At 57.5% G+C, this 24,438-nt stretch carries 23 protein-coding genes; 6 read left to right on the top strand and 17 right to left on the bottom strand.

What is annotated here, in order from left to right; all coding sequences use genetic code 11:
* Positions 1-316: 316 nt before the first annotated feature.
* From A3224_RS01505 to panC, 8 genes are all read right to left on the bottom strand, one after another.
* Positions 317-1,303, bottom strand: coding sequence for a serine/threonine protein kinase (locus tag A3224_RS01505; protein ID WP_067150547.1), 987 nt, complete (start codon positions 1,301-1,303; stop codon positions 317-319).
* Positions 1,304-1,441: 138 nt separating this feature from the next.
* The gene (gene katG, locus A3224_RS01500; protein ID WP_067150543.1) at positions 1,442-3,676 is read right to left on the bottom strand and encodes a catalase/peroxidase HPI; all 2,235 of its coding nucleotides are present in this window, start codon (positions 3,674-3,676) and stop codon (positions 1,442-1,444) included.
* A 142-nt stretch (positions 3,677-3,818) separates the two neighbouring features.
* Complete coding sequence (locus A3224_RS01495) at positions 3,819-4,199, bottom strand: DUF6632 domain-containing protein (protein ID WP_067150540.1); 381 nt, start codon at positions 4,197-4,199, stop codon at positions 3,819-3,821.
* 81 nt (positions 4,200-4,280) lie between these two features.
* Positions 4,281-4,658 carry a VOC family protein gene (locus tag A3224_RS01490; protein ID WP_067150536.1) on the bottom strand — a complete coding sequence of 126 codons (378 nt, stop codon included), beginning with the start codon at positions 4,656-4,658 and terminating at the stop codon, positions 4,281-4,283.
* A 178-nt stretch (positions 4,659-4,836) separates the two neighbouring features.
* A complete protein-coding gene (locus A3224_RS01485; RefSeq protein ID WP_067157270.1) occupies positions 4,837-5,250 on the bottom strand; it encodes a hypothetical protein in 414 nt (137 codons plus the stop codon).
* Between the two features lie 441 nt (positions 5,251-5,691).
* Positions 5,692-7,629, bottom strand: a complete 1,938-nt coding sequence (gene acs, locus A3224_RS01480) for an acetate--CoA ligase (RefSeq protein WP_067150533.1) — start codon at positions 7,627-7,629, stop codon at positions 5,692-5,694.
* Between the two features lie 325 nt (positions 7,630-7,954).
* Positions 7,955-8,341 (bottom strand): aspartate 1-decarboxylase, encoded by a 387-nt coding sequence (gene panD, locus A3224_RS01475; protein WP_067150530.1) that lies wholly within the window; start codon positions 8,339-8,341, stop codon positions 7,955-7,957.
* Between the two features lie 22 nt (positions 8,342-8,363).
* Entirely contained in the window at positions 8,364-9,212 is an 849-nt protein-coding gene (gene panC / locus A3224_RS01470) for a pantoate--beta-alanine ligase (RefSeq protein ID WP_067150528.1), read from the bottom strand.
* A 402-nt stretch (positions 9,213-9,614) separates the two neighbouring features.
* On the opposite strand from panC, the gene A3224_RS01465 reads away from it, so the two are divergent.
* The 6 genes from A3224_RS01465 to A3224_RS01440 all read left to right on the top strand — a co-directional run bounded on the left by A3224_RS01465 (position 9,615) and on the right by A3224_RS01440 (position 16,981).
* Positions 9,615-10,280 (top strand): DUF6515 family protein, encoded by a 666-nt coding sequence (locus A3224_RS01465; RefSeq protein WP_067150525.1) that lies wholly within the window; start codon positions 9,615-9,617, stop codon positions 10,278-10,280.
* A 252-nt stretch (positions 10,281-10,532) separates the two neighbouring features.
* Positions 10,533-12,455, top strand: coding sequence for a biosynthetic arginine decarboxylase (gene speA / locus A3224_RS01460; RefSeq protein ID WP_067150523.1), 1,923 nt, complete (start codon positions 10,533-10,535; stop codon positions 12,453-12,455).
* Between the two features lie 194 nt (positions 12,456-12,649).
* Entirely contained in the window at positions 12,650-13,843 is a 1,194-nt protein-coding gene (locus A3224_RS01455) for a saccharopine dehydrogenase family protein (protein ID WP_067150520.1), read from the top strand.
* Between the two features lie 142 nt (positions 13,844-13,985).
* Positions 13,986-15,236: a carboxynorspermidine decarboxylase gene (nspC, locus tag A3224_RS01450; RefSeq protein WP_067157268.1), complete on the top strand. Its 1,251-nt coding sequence runs from the start codon at positions 13,986-13,988 to the stop codon at positions 15,234-15,236.
* Positions 15,237-15,259: 23 nt separating this feature from the next.
* Complete coding sequence (speB, locus tag A3224_RS01445; RefSeq protein ID WP_067157266.1) at positions 15,260-16,144, top strand: agmatinase; 885 nt, start codon at positions 15,260-15,262, stop codon at positions 16,142-16,144.
* Between the two features lie 207 nt (positions 16,145-16,351).
* On the top strand, positions 16,352-16,981 hold the full coding sequence (locus A3224_RS01440) for a DUF6515 family protein (protein ID WP_067150517.1): 630 nt from the start codon (positions 16,352-16,354) through the stop codon (positions 16,979-16,981).
* 27 nt (positions 16,982-17,008) lie between these two features.
* Here the strand turns inward: A3224_RS01440 and dnaB are convergent, their stop codons facing one another.
* The 9 genes from dnaB to A3224_RS01395 all read right to left on the bottom strand — a co-directional run bounded on the left by dnaB (position 17,009) and on the right by A3224_RS01395 (position 24,175).
* Positions 17,009-18,451 carry a replicative DNA helicase gene (gene dnaB / locus A3224_RS01435; protein ID WP_067150514.1) on the bottom strand — a complete coding sequence of 481 codons (1,443 nt, stop codon included), beginning with the start codon at positions 18,449-18,451 and terminating at the stop codon, positions 17,009-17,011.
* Between the two features lie 163 nt (positions 18,452-18,614).
* Positions 18,615-19,061: a 50S ribosomal protein L9 gene (gene rplI / locus A3224_RS01430; protein ID WP_067150511.1), complete on the bottom strand. Its 447-nt coding sequence runs from the start codon at positions 19,059-19,061 to the stop codon at positions 18,615-18,617.
* Between the two features lie 37 nt (positions 19,062-19,098).
* Positions 19,099-19,935, bottom strand: a complete 837-nt coding sequence (locus tag A3224_RS01425; protein WP_067150509.1) for a hypothetical protein — start codon at positions 19,933-19,935, stop codon at positions 19,099-19,101.
* Positions 19,936-19,988: 53 nt separating this feature from the next.
* Positions 19,989-20,219 (bottom strand): 30S ribosomal protein S18, encoded by a 231-nt coding sequence (gene rpsR, locus A3224_RS01420; protein ID WP_020411626.1) that lies wholly within the window; start codon positions 20,217-20,219, stop codon positions 19,989-19,991.
* A 12-nt stretch (positions 20,220-20,231) separates the two neighbouring features.
* Positions 20,232-20,690 (bottom strand): 30S ribosomal protein S6, encoded by a 459-nt coding sequence (gene rpsF, locus A3224_RS01415; RefSeq protein WP_067150506.1) that lies wholly within the window; start codon positions 20,688-20,690, stop codon positions 20,232-20,234.
* 167 nt (positions 20,691-20,857) lie between these two features.
* Positions 20,858-22,171, bottom strand: coding sequence for a TonB-dependent receptor (locus A3224_RS01410; RefSeq protein WP_067150503.1), 1,314 nt, complete (start codon positions 22,169-22,171; stop codon positions 20,858-20,860).
* A 264-nt stretch (positions 22,172-22,435) separates the two neighbouring features.
* Positions 22,436-22,993 (bottom strand): hypothetical protein, encoded by a 558-nt coding sequence (locus A3224_RS01405; protein ID WP_067150500.1) that lies wholly within the window; start codon positions 22,991-22,993, stop codon positions 22,436-22,438.
* 34 nt (positions 22,994-23,027) lie between these two features.
* On the bottom strand, positions 23,028-23,594 hold the full coding sequence (locus A3224_RS01400; RefSeq protein WP_139223181.1) for a hypothetical protein: 567 nt from the start codon (positions 23,592-23,594) through the stop codon (positions 23,028-23,030).
* Positions 23,595-23,599: 5 nt separating this feature from the next.
* Positions 23,600-24,175, bottom strand: coding sequence for an RNA polymerase sigma factor (locus A3224_RS01395; protein ID WP_139223180.1), 576 nt, complete (start codon positions 24,173-24,175; stop codon positions 23,600-23,602).
* Between the last annotated feature and the right edge of the window lie 263 nt (positions 24,176-24,438).

The following is a 24,438-nucleotide window of genomic DNA, read 5'->3' as shown; positions in this document are numbered from 1 at the left end:
AACGGAAAAATAAATTCCATTTCTCGAACAGACGCCCGATAGTAGCCGAGCCGATGCCCACAAAAGGGAAACCGTGTCCCATTTTTCCGGCCCCTTATCCGCACTGCATGGTTGAACCACTCATTCTTGATCTTATTCAAGAGTGATTTGCGGCACGGGTTTGGTGTGGTTTCACAAGTGCATTGCGACGGCGAGCAATGCGGGTAAACGCTGATGGATGCACAGCATCGCAGTCGCTGAACCATTTGTTGAGCGGCGAAATTTCGCAGTCCGCGAGCGCGTTATTTCAGGGTTCCCCAAAGCAGCGCTGCGGCGCTTACACAGAACCCAATGTCAGTGGCGGCTCCTGTAATGCCGACTGCTGTTCGCGCAGTGCCAATATATGCTCGGCCCAATAGCGCGGTGTATTGAACCAGGGGAAGGACTGAGGGAAAGCCGGGTCTTGCCAGCGGCGCGCCAGCCAGGCGGCGTGGTGCATCTGCCGCAGGCAGCGCAGTGGCTCTATCAATTGCAGCTCCTGCGGGTCAAAGGGGGAGAAGGTTTCATATCCCTCGATCACCGCGTCCAGATAGGCTGTCTGCTCGGCGCGATTGCCGGAAATCAGCATCCAAATATCTTGGATCGCGGGACCGCTAAGGCAGTCATCCAGGTCTACAAACCAGGGGGTATCGTCTCGCCAGAGAAAATTGCCGCTGTGGCAGTCGCCGTGCAGACGCAGCACCTGCCAGTCACGCTCGAATAGCGGCGCTACCTGATCGATAAGATGGGCGGTGATCGATGCATAGGCATCGCGATTTTCCCGCGGCAGGAAATCGCCGCTGAGGATAAACTCGCGGCTGTCAATTGCGAAATGCTGCAGCGTCAGCGCTGGCCTGAACTGGAAGGGCTTGGAGCGGCCAATCGCATGGATGCGGCCGAGCATAGTGCCCACTTGTTCCAGGTGTTCAAAGTTGTCCAGCTCCAGCTGGCGCCCGCCACGGCGAGGGAAAAGCGCAAAACGGAAACCCTGCGCTTCCATCAGCGTGTGACCGTCAAATGCCAAGGGGGCCACCACAGGGATCTCCGCCTCGGCCAACTCCTGCGCGAAACGGTGCTCTTCCAGTATCTGCTCATCACTCCATCGCCCGGGGCGATAGAACTTGGCAATCAGCGGCTCAGCGCCCTCAATCCCCACTTGATAGACACGGTTTTCATAGCTGTTGAGGGGAAAAATGCGCGCATCGGAGACAAGTCCACAGCTCTCGACGCAGTCGATTACCGCATCCGGCGTCAGGGCATCAAAGGGGTGGTGGCTCAAAGGCATAACCTATCCCGTGGCATTACAGCGGATAGCTATGCTAACGCGGCGTGGGGGCCGGGGACAAATCTGTCCCGCCAGTGACAGAAAATATAAGAGAATACCCCCTCCAGAGGAGGGGGCCCCATCCTGTGAGGGATAGAATTACTTTTTCAAATCGTAACGATCCAGTGTCATCACCTTAGTCCAGGCTTTGACAAAGTCGTTGACGAACTTCTCTTCGTTTCCATTCATCGCGTAAACCTCTGCCACGGCGCGCAGCTCAGAGTTGGAACCGAAGATCAGATCCACCGGAGTAGCGGTCCACTTCAGCTTGCCAGTCTTGCGATCGCGTCCTTCGTACAACCCTTTTTCCTCGGAGGATTTGGACCACTTGGTGGACATATCCAGCAGGTTGACGAAAAAGTCGTTGGTCAGAGTGCCCGGGCGGTCGGTAAAAACACCGTTTTTGGAGTCACCGTAGTTAGCGCCCAGAGTCCGCATGCCGCCGACCAGAACAGTCATTTCCGGCACACTCAGCGTCAGCAGGTCCGCACTGTCGATCAACATCCGTACCGGTGACCAGATTGCTTCCTCACTGTAGTAATTGCGGAAGCCATCAGCCTTGCGCTCCATGAAGGAGAAGGACTGCACATCAGTTTGTTCCTGAGTGGCGTCGTTGCGGCCTGGCGTGAACGGAACCTCAATATCGTAACCCGCTTTATGCGCAGCTTGTTCGATCGCCGCCGCACCACCGAGCACAATCAGATCCGCCAGAGACACTTTTTTGTTGCCTGAAGCCTTGCGGTTGAAGTCCTTTTGAATGCGTTCCAGGCGTGCCAAAACTTTTTTCAGTTCTTTGGGGTTATTCACCGCCCAATCTTTCTGCGGCGCCAGTCGGATGCGCGCACCATTGGCGCCTCCGCGATGGTCCGTTCCACGAAAGCTTGCTGCAGAAGCCCATGCGGTTCTAACCAGCTGAGGTACCGTTAAACCACTGTCAAGAATCTCCGCTTTCAGCTTTTTAATATCCTTGGCATTGATCAAGGTGTAATCCACCGGCGGAATCGGATCTTGCCAGATCAACTCTTCGTCGGGCACTTCGCTACCCAGGTAACGCGCACGGGGCCCCAGATCCCGGTGGGTCAACTTAAACCAAGCCTTGGCGAAGGCGAGCTGGAACTCCTTGGGGTTTTCCACAAATCGCTTGGCGATTTCGCGGTATTTCGGATCGAACTTCAGCGCCAAGTCGGTTGTAAACATTATCGGGGCATGGGTCTTACCTTCGATATGCGCATCGGGCACAAATTTGAGTTTATCGGCGTTTTTCGGCACCCACTGGATGGCGCCACCCGGGCTCCTGGTCTGCACCCATTCGAAGGCAAAAAGATTGGATAAATACTGACTACTCCACCGAGTGGGCGTGGCAGTCCAGGCGCCTTCAAGACCACTGGTGATGGTGTCTTCCGAGTGACCTTTGCCACATTTGTTGCGCCATCCCAAGCCTTGTTCTTCCAGCGCAGCACCCGCCGGGGCGTCACCCACACACTCGTCCATTTTGTGCGCACCATGTGCCTTACCGAAGGTATGTCCACCGGCAATCAAGGCCACGGTCTCCTCGTCGTTCATGGCCATACGGCCAAATGTGTCGCGAATCCGCTCTGCAGAGGCGAGCGGGTCGGGGACGCCGTTGGGCCCTTCAGGATTGACGTAGATCAACCCCATGTGGGAGGCCGCCAGCGGCTTCTCGAGTTTTTCGCCCTCGTAACGCTTGTCATTGGCGAGCCACTCGCGTTCGGAACCCCAGTAAACAACATCGGCTTCCCATTGGTCTTCGCGGCCACCGGCGTAACCGAAGGTTTCAAAGCCCATGGATTCCAAGGCAACGTTGCCCGCCAGGACCATCAAATCCCCCCAGGAAATGCTGTTGCCGTATTTCTGCTTCACCGGCCACAGCAGACGGCGCGCTTTATCCAGGCTCACATTGTCGGGCCAGCTGTTCAGCGGTTCGAAGCGCTGCTGCCCGCCATCGGCACCACCGCGTCCGTCGTAGACACGGTAGGTACCGGCACTGTGCCAGGCCATACGAATAAAGAAGGGGCCATAGTTACCGTAATCAGCAGGCCACCAATCCTGTGAAGTCGTCAGTACTTCTTGAATATCTTTTTTTACTGCATCCAAATCGAGGCTTTCGAATGCCTTAGCGTAGTCGAAGTCTTCATCCATCGGATTGGACTTCTCGGCATGTAAACGCAAGGGCTGAAGGTCAATGCTGCTTGGCCACCAGTCCTTATTGGACATGGGCGCATCCTGGGCGTTGACACCTGCCGATGTGACCGCGGTCAAAAAGACCGCTAATGGAAAACATTTTTTTAGCATTGTGTTGCGCTCCTTATTCATTTCCGCTGAGCGAAAAATCCTATAAGGGCGCGTAATGGCAGGGAAATTAGACGTAATTATCGCGTTAATAGCGGAGCCCAATACTCCGCCCGGCAATAAAAAAAAGAAATCGGGTTAATAGATTTCTGCAAGGAGACTATCATCAACCGCGCCGCTTCGGCATCAGATACCAGAGTAGTCCGGCAATCAGAAACAGCGCGGGCACATCGCCTAGCAAATTGGCCCGTTCCGATTTGTCCGCCAGAGCCTGCATCAGCATAATCCCGCCGTGAATCAGGCTGGACCATATGGTAAACCAGATCAGGCTGGCATTAGCGCCGGGGTCTTTTGCCGCGCGAATCAGGAAAACACCCAAGGTCGCATAGATGCCGGCGATCATCTGCTCGTATTCCGGCTGCCGCGGTGTCCACCCCCAGCCGGAGGGCCAAATCCACATCATCATCGGATAGATGGCAAATATGAATAAGATCCCAATAACAACCAGAGCGATTTTCAGATAGCGCTCCCTGCTAAACGCATCCATGATGATTCCTTTCTTTTGAGGGGCAACGACAAATGGGCACCGGAGGCAATTTACCCGTAGACTCGCGCGGCTCCGCTGCGGCTATACTTCCAAGTCCCCGGGAGTATGGCAGACCACCTCAACATTATGTCCGTCCGGATCCAGTACATAGGCGGCGTAATAATCGGGGTGATACTCTTCGCGTAGTCCCGGCGCGCCCTTATCTTTGCCACCGGCCTCCAACGCGACCCGATGAAATTCACGCACCGTCTCCCTGTCTTCCGCGCGGAAGGCGATGTGTAAGCCAGGCGCAGTGCTCTTTCCGCCTTTAATCCAGAAAACGGGCTTATCGGCCCAACCGAAACCGCCCCAGCCGGCATATTCGAGTATCAGTTCGTAGCCGAGTGGCGCCAGTGCAAGGCGGTAAAACGCTTTGCTGCGCTCGTAACTGTGTACATAGATACCAATGTGGTCCAACATGGCGTTAACCTCCTTATCACACATCTCCTGAAGGCCCCTAACCAGAGTCTGAGAAATCCCTGTTCCCTCCCTGTTAGGGGCTGTCGATACCGTCTTTCTTGCAATTTTTACCGCATTGCCAGGGCACCACTGATTCATTCTAGTGGACACTGTAATCAGCTTCTGGGCCCAACGCGCTTTAGCCAAACTTCCAGTGATAGAGCCCGTAACAGGCCACGCCGGCGCCAAATAGGAACTGACCAATCAACAGCGCTCGAATCGCAAAGGTGTAACGAATAAAAACGCCCTTTTTGACACTGTCACGGGAAAAAATCCGGCTCGTCTCCGGCAGCTCCTGCTCCAGCCGTTTCAGAGCCGGCACAGCGAGGTTGAGCAGCTCGCGGCTGCGCGCGTCCACCAACCAGAAGACTACGGACAAAATCACGACAAAGCCCCCCAAAAGCGCCAGACTCAGCGGGTGGAAGCTTTTTTCCACCGCGGTAAAAATGCCACCTTCGGCAAACATCGAAAGAATGACGAAAAAGTTAAAGCCCTTCAGTCTCTGCTCTGCGTTGAAGCGGTAGTGCTCACAAAGATACTGCTGCTCGTCCAAAAACACCTCCCTATTGTGTAGTGATTTTCGATAGGTAATTCTCTACCTGGGTCCACTCAGGCTTAAATGCAGTACCGCGTTCTGGGGCACTGTATTTAAGCTCAAAGGACTGCGAGTACCACGGTCAGATACAGAGTAAAAATTTCTTAGGGAACCTCTGATTAAATCACTTTCTGGTGGCAGAGGCTCTTCGCGGGTGGATGTGAAGCTCAGGTGATAGGGCCGACATTTCGAAACCGTCGGATACAGGGATGTATCCGTCGGAGCTACAGGGAAGTACTCGTGCGTTTTCGAAATGTCGGCCCTATTGCCTGAGCGCCCCAGAAGCTATCATAGTGTTCTCGCGAATAAATCAGAGGTTCCTTAGGGAATCCCTGATTCCCCTCCCCCATCCGCGCGCAAAGCTCGCGCGAATGTGTCAGAAGGACTTTTCTGCTGTAATCAGCGATTTACCCTGTGCGCGATCAACTGTTCCACTACCGAGGGGTCCGCCAGGGTGGAAGTATCGCCGAGATTGTCCAGCTCATCGCAGGCGATCTTGCGCAAAATTCGGCGCATGATTTTTCCGGAGCGGGTCTTCGGCAGGGCGGGTGCCCACTGGATAATATCCGGTTTGGCGATGGGCCCAATCTCCCGCGCACAGAGATCCACCAGCTCCCGACGCAGGGCTTCGCTCGGTTCGCAGCCGGCCTTTAAAGTCACATAGGCGTAAACGCCCTGCCCTTTGATATCGTGCGGATAACCCACCACTGCTGCCTCGGCAGTGTCGTCGTGCAGTACGATGGCACTTTCGATTTCAGCGGTGCCGAGGCGGTGGCCGGAGACATTCAACACGTCGTCGATACGGCCAGTGATCCAGTAGTAACCGTCGGCATCGCGGCGGGCACCGTCTCCGGTGAGGTAGTATCCAGGGTAAGCGGAGAAGTAGGTGTCGATCATGCGCTGGTGATCGCCGTATACGCTGCGGATCATGGACGGCCAACTGGTTTTCATCACCAGTGTGCCTTCCCCCTCCCCTTCGATTTCCCTGCCCTTGTCATCCAGCAGCGCTGGCTGCACACCGAAAAACGGCTGTGCCGCGGAACCCGGTTTCAGCGCCATGGCGCCGGGCAGAGGCGTGATCAGATGGGCACCGGTTTCTGTCTGCCACCAAGTATCGACGATCGGGCAGCGCTCTTCACCAACCACCTTGTAGTACCACTCCCAAGCTTCCGGATTGATCGGCTCGCCAACTGTGCCCAACAGCCTCAGAGAACCGCGGTCGGTTTTGGTGACATAGGTGTCTCCGGCGCCCATCAGTGCGCGAATCGCGGTCGGCGCTGTATAGAAAATATTGACCTTGTGCTTATCGACTACCTGCCAGCAACGGGAAGCATCCGGGTAGGTGGGCACCCCCTCGAACATCAGGGTAACGGCACCGGCACAAAGCGGGCCGTAGACGATATAGCTGTGTCCGGTAATCCAGCCCACGTCGGCGGTACACCAGAAGACCTCGCCCTCCTTGTAGTCGAAGGTGTACTTAAAGGTCATTGTCGCCATCAACAGATAGCCGGCCGAGGTGTGCATAACACCCTTGGGTTTTCCGGTGGAGCCGGAGGTATAGAGGATAAACAGCGGGTCCTCTGCGTTCATCGGCTCCGGCGCACAGACCGTGTCCATCTCGGCGACGGATTCCGTGTACCAGATATCCCGCTTGCTGCTCCAGTCGATATTGGCACCCGTGCGCTTGACAACGATAACTGTGTGTACGTCGGGACAGCTGGCCAGAGCCTTATCGACATTGGCTTTCAGCGGCACCTTTTTGCCGCCGCGTACCCCTTCGTCAGCAGTGATCACCAGACGGCAGTCAGAGTCGAGAATGCGGTCCTTCAGCGACTCGGGCGAAAAACCGCCAAAGACCACCGAGTGAATGGCGCCGATGCGCGCACAGGCGAGCATCGCGTAAGCGGCCTCGGGGATCATGGGCATGTATATACAGACGCGGTCGCCTTTCTCAACACCGCGCGCCTTCAAAAGGTTGGCCAGCCGACAGACGTTTTCATGCAGCTGGCGATAGGTGATCTCATCGCTCTCCGCCGGATCGTCTCCCTCCCAAATGATCGCCGTCTGCTCTGCGCGGGCGGGCAAGTGTCTGTCTATACAGTTCACCGTCACATTCAATTCGCCATCGGCAAACCAGGCGGCAAAACCGCGTGCGAGATCCTCTTCCACCACCCGGGTAAAAGGCTTTTCCCATTTCAGGAAATCCTTGGCCTGTTGGGCCCAAAAGGCATCCGGATCCTCCACCGATTTGCGGTACATTTTCCGGTAATCATCCGCATTGATGTGCGCCTTGGCGGCGAAGTCTGCGGGGACGGGACGGGTGTGTACTTCTGACATGGTTTTCTCCCTTATTAGAATTATCGGCACCGGCCAGTTTAGCGGCGGCTTGCGCCCGTTTATAACATTGCCACTCAGGTGGTGACAACGCTGTCAAACGCTCACTTTTACCCAGTGTGCAATGACGATTGTAGGCCTGTCAGCATAGACCGGCAGACACCGGCTTCCATGGCAAAGAGAGAAATAAGTGACAATACCGGTTTACGGGCGGGCGGCGGCAGAGGTTTCGCAGCCAATCCGGCCCGCGACCGGCATTTGCGGAGGGCGATTATCCATACAGCACAAGGAGGCGGATTCTGCCCCAGTGTATGGCCAGCAGCGCGCCTTACGCTTCAGCGCGCTGTACGGGGATGGTATTGGCGCTGCGCTCTACACGGTTCTTTTCGTCCAGGTAAACCAGCTTCGGCTTGAAAGCCTCGGCCTCCTGCTCGGTCATGCTCGTATAGGCGGCAATAATCACGCGATCCCCCACCTGGACCTGGCGCGCGGCGGCGCCGTTCATGGAGATAATGCCGGAACCACGCTCGGCCAGAATGACATAAGTATGAAAGCGCTCGCCATTGGTCACGTTGTAAATATCGATTTTCTCGAATTCGCGCAGCCCGGCCAGCTCCACCAATTCTTCGTCTATTGCGCAGGAGCCGTCGTACCAAAGTTCGGCCTGAGTTACCGCAGCCATATGCAGTTTGCACTTCAGCATTTCAATTTGCATAACTTTCCTCTCCTCCCGCCGCTCAGAGTTCCAGGGATAGGTTGTCGATCAGGCGCGCGGCACTGGTGTAGATGGCGCCGAGAATGGTGATTTCGCTATCGTCATCAGCGGCCGGTTGCAGGTCTTTGCTGTTGCGGATGGAGAAGTAATCGACGCGGAAACCAGCCTTCTCAATACGCTGCTTCGCCTCGTCTTCCAGTACGGCAAAATCCCGGCGACCACCTTCTATCTCACCTTTGGCCCACAGCAGTGTCTGGTAGAGCACCGGTACTTTTGGCCTCTCCTGCGCTGTGATGTAGCTGTTGCGGGAGCTCATCGCCAGCCCGTCCGGCTCGCGGTGTACCGGCGCGGCGATAACTTCCACCGGGATACACAGGTCCTCAACCATACGCCGGATCACCGCCAGCTGCTGAAAGTCTTTGATGCCGAAGACGGCCTTGTCCGGCTGTACGATGTTGAACAGTTTGGCCACCACAGTGGTCACCCCCTCGAAGTGCCCCGGGCGGCTGGCGCCACAGAGGATGTCGGTCATTGCCGGGCAGATCACGCGGGTCTGCTCGTCCATGCCGTTGGGATAAATCTCACTTTCTTCGGGGTGGAAAAGGAAGTCACACTGCACGGCGCGCAGGCGTGCCATATCCTGCTCCATGGTGCGCGGGTACTTATCCCAGTCCTCATTCAGGCCGAATTGCAGGCGGTTGACAAAGATGGACACCACCACCAAGTCGCAATGCTGCTGAGCGGTTTTGACCAACTCGATATGGGCGTCGTGCAGATTGCCCATAGTGGGCACGAATGCGACGGTCTTGCCGTCGCTGCGGGCCTTTGCCAGCGCATCGCGCAGACTGGCCACATGGTGGAAGACTTGCATCGGATTCGCTACCGCTGTGACTGAATCAGCGCGGCATCATACTCCCCTGACCATCGGGCGACAATACGGGCGCAAACGGCAAACCGGCAAACGTCGCCAATCCGGCTGCAAACAGGCACCGATCTGCGCCCATTGCGCAGAAATTAGAATTATCGTTCGGTTTTTTCAGCTCGCGCGGCAGCTCTCCACTCCCCCGAAAAAATCCGGCCGACGGCGGTTCAGGCAATGTTCAGTACGCCAGGGGCACACTGGCATCCACAGTTCCAGAAGTCGCCGCGGCGACTGCGGAAAATCTCCAGCGTTCGGGAGGGAGCCCTTCGCATCTGACCAAAGAGCCTTCAGCGCCTAAGCATCGTGCCCCGGCGCCGGATCAAAGAGCCTCAACGCTCGGGAGAACCCGAAATGAAAACGATACCGACCCTCACAGCTGTTATCGCCACCGGACTACTACTGGCCGCCGCGCCGAGCCTGGCCGACGACCAGCACAAATGGCGCGGCCACCGGGAGGCCAGTGGCTCCGCCCTGCGTGAAGCTTACCAACGGGAACGGCGCAAAGCACACGACGAACACCGCGACAAAAGCCGCCACAAGAAGAGCAAAGACCACAAGGGTGACAAGCACCACGGGGACACAAAGAAATACAAGCGCGCCTACAAAAAAGGCTACGAGCACGGCTACCGCGACAGCCGCCGGCGGAATTACACCCACCACCATAAACCCGTCCACAGGCCACACTACCGCCCCGGCTACATCCATCACAAACCGCGCTGGCGGCCGGCACACTATGGTTACGGCTATCGCTGGCGGCAGTTGCCGCGCAGCTTCGTACGTATCAGCTTCGGCGCCGCGGGATTTTACTTCTACAGCGACGGCATATTCTTCCGCCCCCACAACCAAGGCTATGTTGTGGCGCGTCCGCCTATCGGCGCGGTGGTGCACAGCCTGCCGGGCACCGCGGTGAGCGTGGTGGTCAGCGGCCGCAATTACTACGCGGCCTACGATACCTACTACTTGTGGGACAGCGCCGCGCGGGGATACCGCGTCGTCGCCAACCCCGGTTTCTTCTGATACCTCCTCCCAGACCCACCCCGACTTACGCGGCCCCCGGGCCGCCTTTTTGTTGCCCTTGTGGCGACATATGAATAAAGCCGAATAAAAGCTCAAAAAATTCGCGGCACCTATTGCACAAACCGAATAAAAATTTAATTTTATCCCGATAAAAATAGTGCTTTTGTTATCTATAGTTATTGCTTTCCAGCGGCTCAGGCCCCAAGATTCGCGCCCGCACTGACACTCGACAAAAGACCGCCGAACAGGCCTATGAAACAGCGACAAGTACAAGACTGGTCCGGCGAAGACGCCGCAGAACTTTACGGAATCCGTAATTGGGGCGCCGGTTATTTTGATTTGAACGAAGCCGGTGAAATCACCGTGCGTGTGGAAACGGCCTCCGGTGAGATTCGCAGCGTGTCGCTGATGGATATCGCCCGCGGCGCCACCGAACGCGGCCTCGGTCTGCCGCTGCTATTGCGCATCGAAAACCTGCTCGACGCACAGATCGCCCGTATCAACCAATCCTTCGCCCGCGCCATCGAATCCTGCGGCTACGGCAATGTCTTCCGCGGCGTATTCCCAATCAAAGTGAATCAGCAATGCCAGGTGATCGAAGAGATCGCCAAGGCCGGCCGCCGCTTTAACCACGGCCTGGAGGCGGGCAGTAAAGCTGAGCTGATCGCGGCACTGTCGATCCTCGACAACACGGAATCTCTGATTATCTGCAACGGGTATAAAGACGAAGAGTTCATTAACTTGGGCCTGCAGGCGCAGCGCCTGGGCGTACAGATCTTTTTTGTGGTCGAGACCCCCTCGGAAGTGGACACCATTATCCGCTGCGCCGAGCGGGAGCAAGTGCGCCCCAATATCGGCGTGCGGGTCAAGCTCGCCTCCAAGGTGGGCGGCTACTGGAACGCCACCAGCGGCGATCGCAGCATCTTCGGCCTCGGCAGTAACGACCTGATCGCCATGGTGGACCAGCTGCGCCACCACGACATGCTCGACTGCCTGAAACTGCTGCACTACCACCTGGGTTCCCAGGTACCCAACATCCGCGACATCCGCACCGGTGTGCTGGAGGCCTGCCGCTACTACGCCGATCTGGTGGAAGAAGGCGCAGCCATGGGTTATCTGGATCTGGGCGGTGGCCTCGCGGTGGACTACGACGGTTCCAAAACCAACTACACCCACTCCAAAAACTACTCCTTGGATGAATACTGCGTGGATGTAGTCGAGGCCATCATGGGCACCCTGGACAGCGAAGGCGTCGCCCACCCGGTGATTATCACCGAGTCCGGACGCGCCACTGTGGCCTATTCTTCGGTGCTGCTGTTCGACATTCTCGACACCACCCGCTTCGAGCCCGTGGAGCTGGAGCAAACAGCGCTCAGCGACGGCGACCACCCGATGTTGATGAACCTGCTGGACGCCGTGAACAACATCACTCCCAAAAACCTGCAGGAAAGTTACAACGACGCCCTCTACTACCGCGACGAGGTGCGCGCCCTCTACCTGCACGGCCAGGTCAGCCTGCGTGAGCGCGCCAGTGCGGAAAACCTCTTTCTGCAAGGCGCACAAAAAATACGCGCGCTATTGGACGAAGTGGATGAAGTACCGGTAGACCTGCAGGCGCTGCCGGAAGTGCTCTCGGATATCTACTACGCAAATATGAGTGTCTTCCAATCGCTGCCGGATATGTGGGCCATCGACCAGGTTTTTCCTCTGGTGCCCATACACAGGCTCAACGAGGCCCCAACCCGCTCGGCGATCATCGCCGACATCACCTGCGACTGCGACGGCAAGATAGACCGGTTCATAGGCCGCCAGAAAGAGCACAAGACTCTGCCTGTGCACGCGCTGAAAGAGAGTGAAGACTATATACTCGGGACCTTTCTCATCGGTGCCTACCAGGAAACTCTCGGCGACCTGCACAATCTGTTTGGCGACACCAATGTGGTCAGCGTGCGCATACACGATGACGGCAGTTTTGATTACAGTCGCGAGATTCACGGCGACAGTATTGCCGACGTGCTGAGCTACGTGGAATACCAGCCGCAAGCCCTGTTCGAGAGCTTCCGCAAACTGGCGGAAAAGGCGGTCAAGAGCGGAAAAATCACACCGCAGCAGCGCAAACAAATATTGCATACCTATACGGCAAGCATGAGCGGTTATACCTACTTTGAAAAATAGCCGCGACGCTTTTGAGAAATAATGAATTCAAAATTCCCTTTCATTCATTATGAAACCAAGACGTCGGGGATTGTTTGCGACACAGCCTGTGGCCATTAGGCGCCACGGGCATACACAGCATTTTTGTCCGGCAGAGACGCTACCGCCTTTCTTTCTGGTATAAGAGCGGCAGCCACTCATACAAGGAGATTTATATGGCCAATGTACTGATTATCGGCGCCGGTGGTGTCGGCCAGGTAGTTGCGCACAAGTGCGCCCAGGTCGAGGAAGTATTTGAAAACATCACCCTCGCCAGTCGCACCAAGAGCAAGTGTGACAAGATCGCGGACATGCTGCCGCGCAAAATCGATACCGCCCAAGTGGATGCGGACAATGTGCCGGAACTGGTAAAACTGATCGAAAAGGTCAAACCGGACATGGTGATCAACGTCGCCCTGCCCTACCAGGACCTGCATATCATGGACGCCTGCCTGGAAACCGGCGTGCACTACCTGGACACCGCCAACTACGAACCGCCGGAAGAAGCCAAATTCGAATACAAATGGCAGTGGGCCTACCAGGAAAAATTTGAAAAGGCCGGGCTGATGGCACTGCTCGGCAGCGGCTTCGACCCGGGTGTGACCAGTGTCTTCACCGCCTATGCGAAGAAACATCATTTCGACCGTATCCAAACGCTCGATATTATCGACTGCAACGCCGGTGACCACGGTCTGCCTTTCGCCACCAACTTTAACCCGGAAATTAATATTCGGGAGATCACCGCCAACGGCCGCTACTGGGAAAACGGCCAGTGGGTCACCACTAAGCCGATGGAAGAAAAGCGCGTATTCGAGTTTCCCGAGGGCATTGGGGAAAAGGATATCTACCTGCTCTACCATGAAGAGCTGGAGTCCCTGTCCAAACACTTCCCGGAAATTGAGCGCGCGCGCTTCTGGATGACCTTTGGTGCCAGCTATCTGAAACACCTGGAAGTACTGCAGAATGTGGGGCTGACCAGTATCGAGCCGGTTGAATTCCAAGGCCAGCAGATAGTCCCGATCCAGTTCCTGAAAGCGCTGCTGCCCGATCCCGCCAGTCTGGGTCCGCTGACCAAAGGCAAAACCTGCATCGGCAATATTATCCGCGGCACCAAGGACGGCGAAGAGAAGATCTACTACATCTACAATATTTGCGATCACCAGGAGTGCTACAAGGAAGTCCAATCCCAAGCCATCTCCTACACTACGGGCGTACCGGCGATGATCGGTGCCAAAATGATGCTCGAAGGCAAGTGGATGAAGCCGGGTGTTTGGAATATGGAGCAGATGGACCCCGATCCGTTTATGCACGACCTGAATCAGTACGGCCTGCCGTGGCAGGAAACCTGGCTGGACAAGCCTTTCCAATAACCAGATAACCTCTGCTCAATGCGGCTTCGCGCCCAATCAGAGGTTCCCCCTGAGGCACTGGGAAGGGTTAACCCAGTGCCCGGGGCCCCCTCTTTACACTCACGTGCACACCATTGCTCAACACACATTCGATGGCATATTTATGGACCTGACTCCGCGTATCGATTACTTCGGCAACTTCGATCCCAAACGCGTCCCTTCTCCCTGCTTTGTCGTCGACGAGCAGGCACTGCGCGACAACCTTGAAGTGCTCGCCGATGTGCAGAAACGCAGTGGCGCCAAAATACTGGCCGCGCTCAAAGCGTTCTCCATGTGGAGCACCGGCCCCATCGTAGCCGAGTACTTATCCGGTACCTGTGCCAGCGGGCTATACGAAGCCAGGCTGGGTTACGAGGAATACGGCGGCAAGGACCTCGGCAAAGAGGTGCACGTATTCAGTGCCGGCTACAAAGAGGAAGAACTGAAAGAGATACTGCAGTTTGCCCACCACGTGATCTTCAATTCTTTCTCCCAGTGGAAACGCTACAAGGCGCTGTGTCTGCAGGCTCAACGGGAAAGACCGGAATTGCGTTTCGGACTGCGCATCAATCCAGAGCACTCTGAGGGCCACACCGAGTTGTACGATCCCTGTGCCCCCTGCTCGCGCCTGGGCATAGTGCGCTCCCTGTTCGAAGGCGAAAACCTGGACGGCATCAGCGGCCTGCATTTCCACACCCTGTGCGAGCAGGACTTCAAGCCACTGGAGCGCACCATCGCCGCGGTGGAAGAGAAATTCGGCCATCTGCTGGGTCAGATGGAATGGATCAATTTCGGCGGCGGCCACCATATCACCCGCTGCGACTACCAAGTAGACGAACTGGTCGAAGCGGTGCGCGCCTTTTCCGACAAACACCAGGTGCAGGTTTATCTGGAGCCCGGAGAAGCCATTTCCCTTTTTTCCGGGATATTGGTCGCCGAGGTGGTGGATATCACCTGGAACGGCCAAAATCAGGCGATCCTCGACGCCTCCGCCACCTGTCATATGCCGGACGTACTGGAGATGCCCTATCGTCCCGAAATCACCGGAGCCGCTCATCCCGGAGAACTGCCCCACGACTACCGCCTCGGCGGCCAGAGCTGCCTTGCCGGGGACAGTATCGGCGAATACAGCTTTAACGAACCGCTCAAAGTGGGCGACCGGCTAGTGTTTGAGGAAATGGCCTATTACACCATGGTCAAAACCAATACCTTCAACGGTATACCACTGCCGGCGATCGCACTGTGGAACTCCAGGACTGATGAACTGAAAATAATCCGGGAATTCGGTTACGAGGACTTCAAAGAGCGCCTTTCTGGAAGGGACTGGAAAATACTCGAACACAGCTCCGCGCAAGAAAATGGCGGCTGCGCTTAACGCCCACAAATCAGGTGCAAAAAATGTTATCAGAAAACGACTACCCAATTTTTCTGGGCTCCGAAATCGAGCAAGCCAAACCGGAAGATGCCCTCTTCCATATAATCCCCATTCCCTACGAGGAAACCGTCTCCTACGGCGGCGGCACCGGCAAGGGGCCGGCGGCAATTCTGGAAGCCTCCTGGCAGCTGGAGACCTTCGACAACTTCTCCTACCCCTGTGAACTCGGCATTCACACCCGCAGCCCGGTGAATGTTTCCGGCACACCGGAACAGGTGATGGACAATATCGCCACCGCCACCCGCGAAGTCCTGGAGCTCGGGAAAATGCCAGTGGGCATCGGCGGCGAGCACTCAGTGACCTGGGGTGTGATCAAAGGCTTGTTGGATGCCGGCATCGAAGATTTCGGCGTGGTGCAGATAGACGCCCACGCAGACCTGCGGGATAGCTACGAGGGTCAGAAGCACAGCCACGCCAGTGTGATGCGGCTGGTGGTTGAAGCCGGCATCCCCCTCTTCCAACTGGGTATCCGCGCCTACTGTGAAGAGGAAGTACAAGCCCGCGAACAATTCGGTGTGCGCTATCTGGATGCCCACCAGCTGGTCCCCACTAACGTACAGGAATTCGAACTGCCGGAAGATTTTCCCAGCAAGGTTTTTTTCACGCTCGACGTAGATGGCATAGACCCGTCGGTCTTTCCCTCCACCGGTACCCCAGTGCCCGGAGGGCTCGGCTGGTATCAGACGCTGAACCTGTTTGAATCCGTGGCCCGACAGCGGGAAATCATCGGCTTCGACCTGCTGGAGTTTGCGCCTATCGAGGGATTCCATGCCTACGATTTCGCCGCCGCGCAGTTGCTGTACAAACTGATGGGCATAGTGCAGCGCAACCGGCGGAGCGACACCTGAGATCTGCGCACGCGCAACGCTGAGAAATCTTGATGAATACAGGGGGAGCTGTGGCGGGCTTTGAGATTGCCCACACCTTGAAAGACGTAGTTTAAAGGCCCGGGGAAACGACACTTTTTGACAATTCTTTACGCGACAGCGTGGCGAAAATACAACCGCAAGGGTTACTATTTAAACTATGTGAGTAGCCACTTAGGTAGAGAGACCGTGAAGACATTAAAAACCCTGATCGGCGCGGCATCGCTACTGGCACTGGCAGCATTCGCCTTCAGCCCTCCAGCGGACGCCTCCCCGCGCGGTTACCAGGCCGGTGGCCATGACGCTCACTGGCCCGCCAGACACTGGCACAAACATCGCCACTGGGGACCGCGCATCTCCATCGGCTTTGTCGCGCCAATACTCCCCACAGGCTTCGTCACCCTGAACGTCGGCGGCCTTCCTTACTACTACCACGGCGGTTACTTCTACCGCCCGGCACCCACGGGCTATGTGGTTGTATCCGCCCCCCTGGGCGCCGCGGTGACCGCCCTCCCCGCCAGTGCGGTGCGCGTGGAGATAGGCGGTGCTATTTACTACCGACATGCCAACACCTACTACCAGTGGCACCCGGCGAGACGCGCCTATGTGGTGGTACCGGCACCGGTGGCCGCACCAGCTGCACCACTCCCCCCAACGGCAACCACTTCCGCCTACACACCGGGACAGGTGCTGGAAACCCTGCCGACAGGTTATACCGCCGAAGTCATCAACGGCATTCAGTACTACCGCTATGGCGACGATTACTTTATGCCAACCCAACGCGACGGGCGTGAGGTCTACGTGGTAGTTCGCCTGTAACAGTGCGCAAAGCGGTGCGGAGGGCGCTCAGCCCTCCTGATAGTACTCCGGTGCGAGATTGTCGAAGCGGGTGTACTTGCCGACAAATGCGGCCCGGCAGGTACCGATTTCACCATTGCGCTGCTTACCGATAATCAGCTCGGCTATACCCTTGTCCGGACTGTCTTCGTTGTAGTACTCATCGCGGTAAATAAACAGAATCACATCCGCATCCTGCTCAATGGCACCGGATTCACGCAAATCCGAGTTCATCGGCCGCTTGTTGGGACGCTGCTCTACCCCGCGGTTCAGCTGTGACAGCGCGATAACCGGGCAGTCGTACTCCTTCGCCAACGCCTTTAGAGAACGGGAGATCTCGGAAATCTCCTGTGTGCGCCCCTCGGTGTGCCCCCCAACCTGCATCAACTGCAGGTAGTCCACCATAATCAAGGCGGGCATACTCTTTGCCTCAGCCTCTTCCCTGGTCATTTTGGGGTTTTCCCGCATCAGCTTGTTGGTGTGATCGCGCACGGTGCGTTTAGTGCGCGCGCGCACTTCACTGGGTGTTAGTGCAGGCGTGTCGTCAATGTACAGGGCCCGCCCCTTCATTTTCTGTACTGCGCTGGAAAGCTTGGGCCAATCCTCTTCCTGCAACTTGCCGTTCCGAATGCGGCCCTGGTCGATGCGGCCGATGGAAGACAGCATCCGCATCACCAGGCTGTCGGCGGGCATTTCCATACTGAATACCAGGGTGGGCTTCTCCTGACTCAACATGGCGCTCTCGACAAAGTTCAGCGCCAAAGCGGTCTTACCCATGGAAGGGCGCGCAGCCAGGATAATCAGTTCGCCCGGCTGCCAGCCGGATGTGCGCTGATCCAGTTCAGTCAGGCCGGTGCTTAAGCCAGTGATGTCCCCTTCCGTTTTGAACAACTCATCGATGCGCTCGACGGTTTTCTTGAGCAGAGCATCGACACCGACAAAGCCGCCCTCCTTGACGCCCCCTTCGGCGATTTCCGCCACCCGGCGTTCCGCCATTTGCAATAGGTCCGCGGAGGCCAGACCGCCGGGATTAAAGCTGGTGCGACTGATCTCTCCGGCAGCGGCGATCAGCTGGCGCAGGACGGAGCGCTCGCGCACGATTTTGGCGTAAGCGACAATATTGGCCGCAGACGGCGTGTTCTCGGCCAACTCAGCCAAGTAAGCCGGGCCGCCCACGTCTGCCAGCAGTTCCCGGCTGGCCAGCGCTTCGGCCAGGGTGACGATATCCAGGGGCTGCTCGGTGTCAGTCAGCTCGCGCATCACCGCAAATATCTTGCGGTGACTGGCAACGAAAAAGTCCGCTTCTCCCAGCTGCTCGCAGACACTGTCGATGCGGCTCGGGTCCAGCATCAGCCCCCCCAGCACCGACTGCTCGGCCTCCACCGAATGCGGCAGCGGCGAAGCGTCTTCCGTGGGCACGTCTTCTTCAGGGACAGCGTATTCGTCGATCATAGGGATTTACTGGATACAGAAACAAATCGGGCGCTGAATCCAACAGGGATTCAGCGCCCGATTGTAGCGCGACTTTGCATGGACCTGGACGGAATTCTCCGTCCATCGGCACAGCGCCCGCAGCGGGGCAGACAAGCGCCGGCCCACGGAATCGACAGTGCGCTTATTCCGCCTCGATCACTACCTTCACAGCGGCGACCACATCGGAGTGCAACTGCACGTCAACTTCGTACTCACCTACTTCGCGCAGCGCGCCCTCGGGCAGTTTCACTTCGGCCTTGGCCACTTCCACACCAGCGGCGGTGATCGCCTCGGCGATATCGCGGGTGCCGACAGAGCCGAACAGCTTGCCTTCGTCACCAGCGTTGGCGCTGATAGTGACAGTCAGGTCGGCCAGTTTGGCGGCGCGGGCTTCAGCTTCGCTCACCTTGGCGGCGGCGGCGGCTTCCAACTCAGCGCGCTTGGCCTCGAACTCGGCGATATTGGCTTCGGTGGCCGGGATGGCCTTACCGGTGGGCAACAGGAAGTTGCGGCCGAAACCGGCTTTGACTTCAACGCGGTCACCCACGTTGCCCAGTTTGCCTACTTTGTCGAGCAGAATAACTTCCATCTCGGTTTCCTCAATTTCAGTTTCGTGCGGATCGCGCCTATCGGTTTTTTGAGAAGCGACCGCGAATATCTATCCAGCTATCTATCAGCGCCAAACCGCACAGGAAGCCGGCCAGCGGCAGCGCCGCGATCACCAGCATCACATACAGCGCCACCAAAGGGCCCCGGCCCCATCCCTTGTCGGCCACCAACCAGTGCATCAGTGCAATTCCCGCCACCATGATTGGAAAGGCCACCACGGCCCCCCAAAACACATAGTCTTGGGTCAACAGGCAGTATACCCACACCAGCATTCCGGCTGCCGCCAGGGGCAGCGGCATTCGCAGCAGGTGGAACTCCCGGCGGAAGCCTCCGGGGTTATACAGCATCGCCTGCCAGTAGCGCCCCAGCACCAGGGCCAGTGTTGCAGTGATGGCGGATACCCAACACAGGTAACCGGTAGCCAGTGGCTCGCTGCCGAAAATCTGCTGCAACTGCGCCACCTGGCCGCCGCCGGACTCCTCCGCCGCCTGCAGCAGGCTTTGCAACATGCCGCCACTGAAGTGGGCGGTGCCCAGTATGCCCGCCGCGGCCGCCGCCGTCAGCACCACAAGGGCTGCGCTCCAGGAACGGCTGCTGCGCAACACCAGCGCGCCGCAGAAAACGGCCCCCAAGTGGCTGATGGCCAGACCAGTCATCAGCGGCGACATATGACCGCTCATACTGGCGGTGATCACTGGCAGCAGCGCCCAGGCCAACACCATCAGGCCATCGCTGCCGCCGCGGCGCAGGCTCACCAAGGCCAGCGCCGCCGGGCTGATCAGCGGGATGCCCACCATGGTGATGAGCACCGCGCGCACGCGCCCGCGCATAATGAATTCAGCCAGGGCGCGCACTTAGATAGCTTCTCTTATCAAACGTCCAAGCACTAAAAGCCGGAGCTCAGTGCTCAGGCTTCGTGACTGTCCGTGTACGGCAGCAGGGCCAGGTAGCGGGCGCGCTTGACCGCGGTGGCCAGCTGGCGCTGATACTTGGCTTTGGTGCCGGTGATACGGCTCGGAACGATCTTGCCGGTTTCGGAGATGTAAGCCTTCAGGGTATCGAGATCCTTGTAGTCGATCCGCTTGACGCCTTCAGCGGTGAAACGGCAGAACTTGCGACGACGGAAAAAACGTGCCATCTGATAATCCCCTTACTCTTCGTTGCTGGCGGTATCGGAAGCTTCGCCTTCCGCTTCCTCGGAGGCAGCGGCGTTCTCGCTCTGTCCGCTTTCGCTGCGCTCGCGACGCTCAGAGCGCTCCGCGCGGGCAGCTTTGCGCTCGCGACTCTCTTTCTCCGCCTTCATGATCGGGCTTTCTTCGGTGATGGCTTCGTCTTCGCGAATCACCAGGTTGCGGATAACCGCGTCGTTGTAACGGAAGTTGGTGGTCAGTTCTTCCAGCGCTTCTTCCGAACACTCGACGTTCATCAGAACGTAGTGCGCTTTGTGGATCTTGTTGATCGGGTAAGCCAGGCGGCGACGCCCCCAGTCTTCCAGACGGTGAACCTGGCCACCGCTGTCTTTGATGGCAGCGGTGTAACGCTCCACCATGCCGGGCACCTGCTCGCTCTGATCCGGGTGGACCAGGAATACAATTTCGTAATGACGCATTTTCGCTCCTTACGGTTTAGACAGCCTCCCGGACAACCCGGTGAGGCAAGGAGTACAACGGGCGCAAGGCCTGTTGCGGGCGGCGTATTCTATGGGCTTGGCGGATTGGTTGCAAGTTGATCAATCGGGCCGGGGAGGCAGAGGCCGGGCACCTCTTGCTCCCGGCATCAGAAGATGTAGCTGATCCCCAGGGTGGCCTCGCTCTTGTCGTAGGTATAGAGCTCCCGGTTTTCTTCGTTGTCGATCACTACCAGCTTGCCGCTCAGGCTGAAAGAGGGAGTGAATCTGAACCTGGTGGCGAACCAGGATTTGATCCGCTCAGACTCCCGCCGGTAACTCAACAGGTTCCCATCGGGGTCCGTTACTCGGTTGCTGCCATCGTAGGTACTGCGCCGGTACTCCACCCCAGCCGACAGGCTCCAGGCGGGTACCGGCCTCCACTCCAGGACACCCCCAAACGAATGCCGCACCGGGGAGTAACTATAGAAGTCCCCCTGGTCCCGCAGCAGGTCTTCGCGGTCATTCGCATCGTAGCGGTAGTAGGTGCGCGCCGCCATGGAGAACAACGGATACTGCCATGCGGCTTCGAAGCGCTGTCGCCAGCCATCCAGGTAACTGTAGCCGTCTCCGCCCGTGTAGTAGCTGGGGATATAGGAGAAGGAGAGGCTGGTCTGGCCAAACTCCCGCTGCAGCCGGGCTGTAAACTGTGCCTGCCTTGTCACCTGTTCACTCCCAAGGTAAACCACCTCCGCCGCCGCGCCCGCCTCGACCTGCCAACCCAGCCACCGGCGATCGCGGGACAGCGCCACGCTGGCGCTCGCCAGGTTGAGGCTGTCGAACTCGCTATAGCGCCGACCAAAACCGTACCCGTGCAAGCGCCAGCCATCCGCCCCGGCGCCACTCAACTGGTATTGCCCCCAGACAAACAGCTCGGTGAAACTGTCTGCACTCGCGGATGAATCCCCCAATAACGCGTTTTGCAAGGCATAGGCATTGTCGTCATAGCCGGCGGAAAGACTCGCGGTCCCCAACCAACGCCGCGGCGCGGCCACTTCCCTGCCGTCGGCAGCGAGCGCATTGAGGCGGCCTGCGGCGAGTCTGCGCAATTTCTGCGAGCCGGCCGATCCACTCACTTTCCGGTAGTGTTTGGCAGCGATCATCTTCAGGTTTTGCCGCTCTGCTGCCAGGGCGAGATTGAAACGGGCGATATCGCGCCACTCGGGGTCGCTCAGCAGCATCTGAAAATAAATACCGGCTTCGCGATAACGCCCCAATTTCATTAGCGTGACGCCAATATTGTATTTGAGCTTGGCGCTTTCATTGCCCGATTGCAGCTCCCGCTCGAACAGCCCCAGGGCGCGACGGTAATCCCCGCCCTTGAAGGCGGAGACACCCTGCCTCCACTTTTCCTGTGCCCATAACCCCGGGGCCGCGGCCAGAGCCGCACCTGCCAGCACGATTCCGATAAGCCGTTTGCGCACGCCAATTCCCTCTTTGTATTTCCCTATAAAAAATCCGATGCATTCGCGTGTACGCGGTAGCTGATTCAAGACGCTCGGGCGGAAGGGTAGACAGGTTGAAAACCCTCAAATACCTCCTTGTATTCGATGGGTTCACAATACCCATCCCACCAACTGTGTTTTCCGTCTGGCGCGCAGTATTTTTTGCCAGGAAGCGAATTAGTCAGAGATTTTCTACACGAAAAAATAGGGGCCGCGCACACCCGGCCCCTGCATCCATCGCCGCTACTCCTCTGATTGTTCCCTCAAGCGGTTCCGGACTTCGTCGAGCATTTCATCCAAATCTTCAGGTAGTTCACTTTTGATATCGTCTGGCAGGCTGTCGATAATATCCTGCATCATCTGATCGATCAGGCCATCCAGCTCAGCACCGGAAAGCGCACTTTTTACCGCTTCTTCGATAATTTCACGGGTCGCTTCCGCCGCCCTCAGAGCCTCCTCGTTGGCGATATCCGCCGACGCCGAAGCATTGGCAATCAGTTCCTGGCTGCGGGCCAGCGCCTCGCGGATCATTGCCTCCCGCTCGGCATCGCTTTTTTCACCGACCGTCTCCGCCGCTTTGAGCGCTTCCATCACCGCCGCCATGGTCTCCTCGGCGATGGCTTCCGCCTGCGGTGGCAACTCGATATTGTTGATCAGGTCCTGAACATCCTCGCTGTCCTCGATCACCGTCAGCGTGACATCCAGTTCTCCACCCGCCTCCGGCACCTCCTGGGACATTGCCGGAAGAGAACAGCAGGTACCGAAAAACACACCTGCAATCAGCAATTTTTTCCTCAACATCTTCCCTACCTCTCTGGACTGACAGATCTTGTGATCAGGTTCTGGTGACAGCGCCTGTTGCGACCGGCAAATGCAACGACTTGCGCGCGCCCCGGTATTCGACCTCCACCCGGATTTCGCCCACTTCGCCGCTAGCGCCGATTCTCACTGGCAAAGAAAGCCGGTTTTCACCAGCGGAAATATCCGCCCGCCACTGCAAAGTCCTCACGCGCTCATAGCCATCCAAGCCAACGTTGTCTGGAAGCGTCACCCGAATCGTTGCTCCGGGCATATCCCTCGGGCTCTGCAACAGTATGTGCACGGGCCGCAGAGCAACGGCTTCCTGCAACTGGGTCGCCGGCTCCAGGCCTCTTCCGGCCCAATAGAGCGCAGAGCTAATGAATACAGCACACAAGAGCGCAGCACTGAGCGGCAGCCACCCCAAGTGCGGGAAAGACGGGCGGATCGGTATTTTCCGTGCCCTATCCGCGCGCGCCCGAAAAATCACCTTTTGCAGCATGCGGGCTTCGAAATCATCGCCGGGTTCCGGCACCTCGATAGTCCGCAACAACCGCAATAATTCGCGGTCCTGCTCTGTCTCCGAGGCGACCCTGTTTTCCATTTCGCTCACCTCTCTGCCTCCTGACACGCATGGGAAACCGAAAATGTTTCCTCCGCGAGTATTTTTTTTAATTTTTTACGCGCGCGGTGCAAACGGGACTTCACCGTACCGATATTGATCTCCAGAATGTCCGCAACTTCTATGGCGGAATAACCTTCTACATCGTGCAACAACACGATGTCGCGCCAAGGGCCATCCAGGGATCGCAAAGCGCGGTTCAGCGCACGGCGCAGTTCCAGCCGCCGGTAATTGTCGCAATCTGTCGGCGCAAAAAATTCATCGCCTTCCACGCAAACGGTTTCATCGATTGGCGACGCCTGGCGGCTGCGGTACAGATCCACGAAACGCCGGTACAGTACTTTGATCAGCCAGGGCCCCAGACGCTCGACTTTTTCGATCTGCGCAACTTTCGGCAACAGACTGATTAATACGTCCTGCACCAAGTCTTCCGCTTCCGCCGCGTTCATCGTCCAGCGGAATGCCATGCGGTACATTCGGCGTATATGGGGGGACACCAGCGCGACAAATCGCTCCTCTGGCGACCGACACCGTTCGAAAATACGCGCCAGCCAAATACTCAATGCACTGCTCCCATCGGCGTAAAAGGCACAGGGCGCCAGATAAATATCTGACGTGCACTGCGCACTCGATCACCACTTTTACACGGTTGAAAAATTCGAGAAGTTCCCGCGCACTACAATCGCGCAAGAAATTTAGCAGTGCAGGTGTCTCAGAGGAGGGAATACGCGCTGCGCAGCAAAGTTTTTGCGCACGAGCGGCACGCAGAGAAAAGATACCCGGGAAGTTTTAATTATTTTGCTGTCTGAAGAGATAAACACGGCGC

The organism is Microbulbifer thermotolerans, from assembly GCF_001617625.1.
Taxonomy (GTDB): domain Bacteria; phylum Pseudomonadota; class Gammaproteobacteria; order Pseudomonadales; family Cellvibrionaceae; genus Microbulbifer; species Microbulbifer thermotolerans.
The sequence above is the reverse complement of the archived record's forward strand: the minus strand, read 5'-3'. Positions and strand labels throughout refer to the sequence as shown.

Bases quoted from the DNA above. Each gene is read 5' to 3' on its own strand.
- A3224_RS01505 (WP_067150547.1), bottom strand. From the start codon at position 1,303: ATGCCTTTGAGCCACCACCCCTTTGATGCCCTGACGCCGGATGCGGTA.
- katG (WP_067150543.1), bottom strand. From the start codon at position 3,676: ATGAATAAGGAGCGCAACACAATGCTAAAAAAATGTTTTCCATTAGCG.
- A3224_RS01495 (WP_067150540.1), bottom strand. From the start codon at position 4,199: ATGGATGCGTTTAGCAGGGAGCGCTATCTGAAAATCGCTCTGGTTGTT.
- A3224_RS01490 (WP_067150536.1), bottom strand. From the start codon at position 4,658: ATGTTGGACCACATTGGTATCTATGTACACAGTTACGAGCGCAGCAAA.
- acs (WP_067150533.1), bottom strand. From the start codon at position 7,629: ATGTCAGAAGTACACACCCGTCCCGTCCCCGCAGACTTCGCCGCCAAG.
- panD (WP_067150530.1), bottom strand. From the start codon at position 8,341: ATGCAAATTGAAATGCTGAAGTGCAAACTGCATATGGCTGCGGTAACT.
- panC (WP_067150528.1), bottom strand. From the start codon at position 9,212: ATGCAAGTCTTCCACCATGTGGCCAGTCTGCGCGATGCGCTGGCAAAG.
- A3224_RS01465 (WP_067150525.1), top strand. From the start codon at position 9,615: ATGAAAACGATACCGACCCTCACAGCTGTTATCGCCACCGGACTACTA.
- speA (WP_067150523.1), top strand. From the start codon at position 10,533: ATGAAACAGCGACAAGTACAAGACTGGTCCGGCGAAGACGCCGCAGAA.
- A3224_RS01455 (WP_067150520.1), top strand. From the start codon at position 12,650: ATGGCCAATGTACTGATTATCGGCGCCGGTGGTGTCGGCCAGGTAGTT.
- nspC (WP_067157268.1), top strand. From the start codon at position 13,986: ATGGACCTGACTCCGCGTATCGATTACTTCGGCAACTTCGATCCCAAA.
- speB (WP_067157266.1), top strand. From the start codon at position 15,260: ATGTTATCAGAAAACGACTACCCAATTTTTCTGGGCTCCGAAATCGAG.
- dnaB (WP_067150514.1), bottom strand. From the start codon at position 18,451: ATGATCGACGAATACGCTGTCCCTGAAGAAGACGTGCCCACGGAAGAC.
- rplI (WP_067150511.1), bottom strand. From the start codon at position 19,061: ATGGAAGTTATTCTGCTCGACAAAGTAGGCAAACTGGGCAACGTGGGT.
- rpsR (WP_020411626.1), bottom strand. From the start codon at position 20,219: ATGGCACGTTTTTTCCGTCGTCGCAAGTTCTGCCGTTTCACCGCTGAA.
- rpsF (WP_067150506.1), bottom strand. From the start codon at position 20,690: ATGCGTCATTACGAAATTGTATTCCTGGTCCACCCGGATCAGAGCGAG.
- A3224_RS01405 (WP_067150500.1), bottom strand. From the start codon at position 22,993: ATGTTGAGGAAAAAATTGCTGATTGCAGGTGTGTTTTTCGGTACCTGC.
- A3224_RS01400 (WP_139223181.1), bottom strand. From the start codon at position 23,594: ATGGAAAACAGGGTCGCCTCGGAGACAGAGCAGGACCGCGAATTATTG.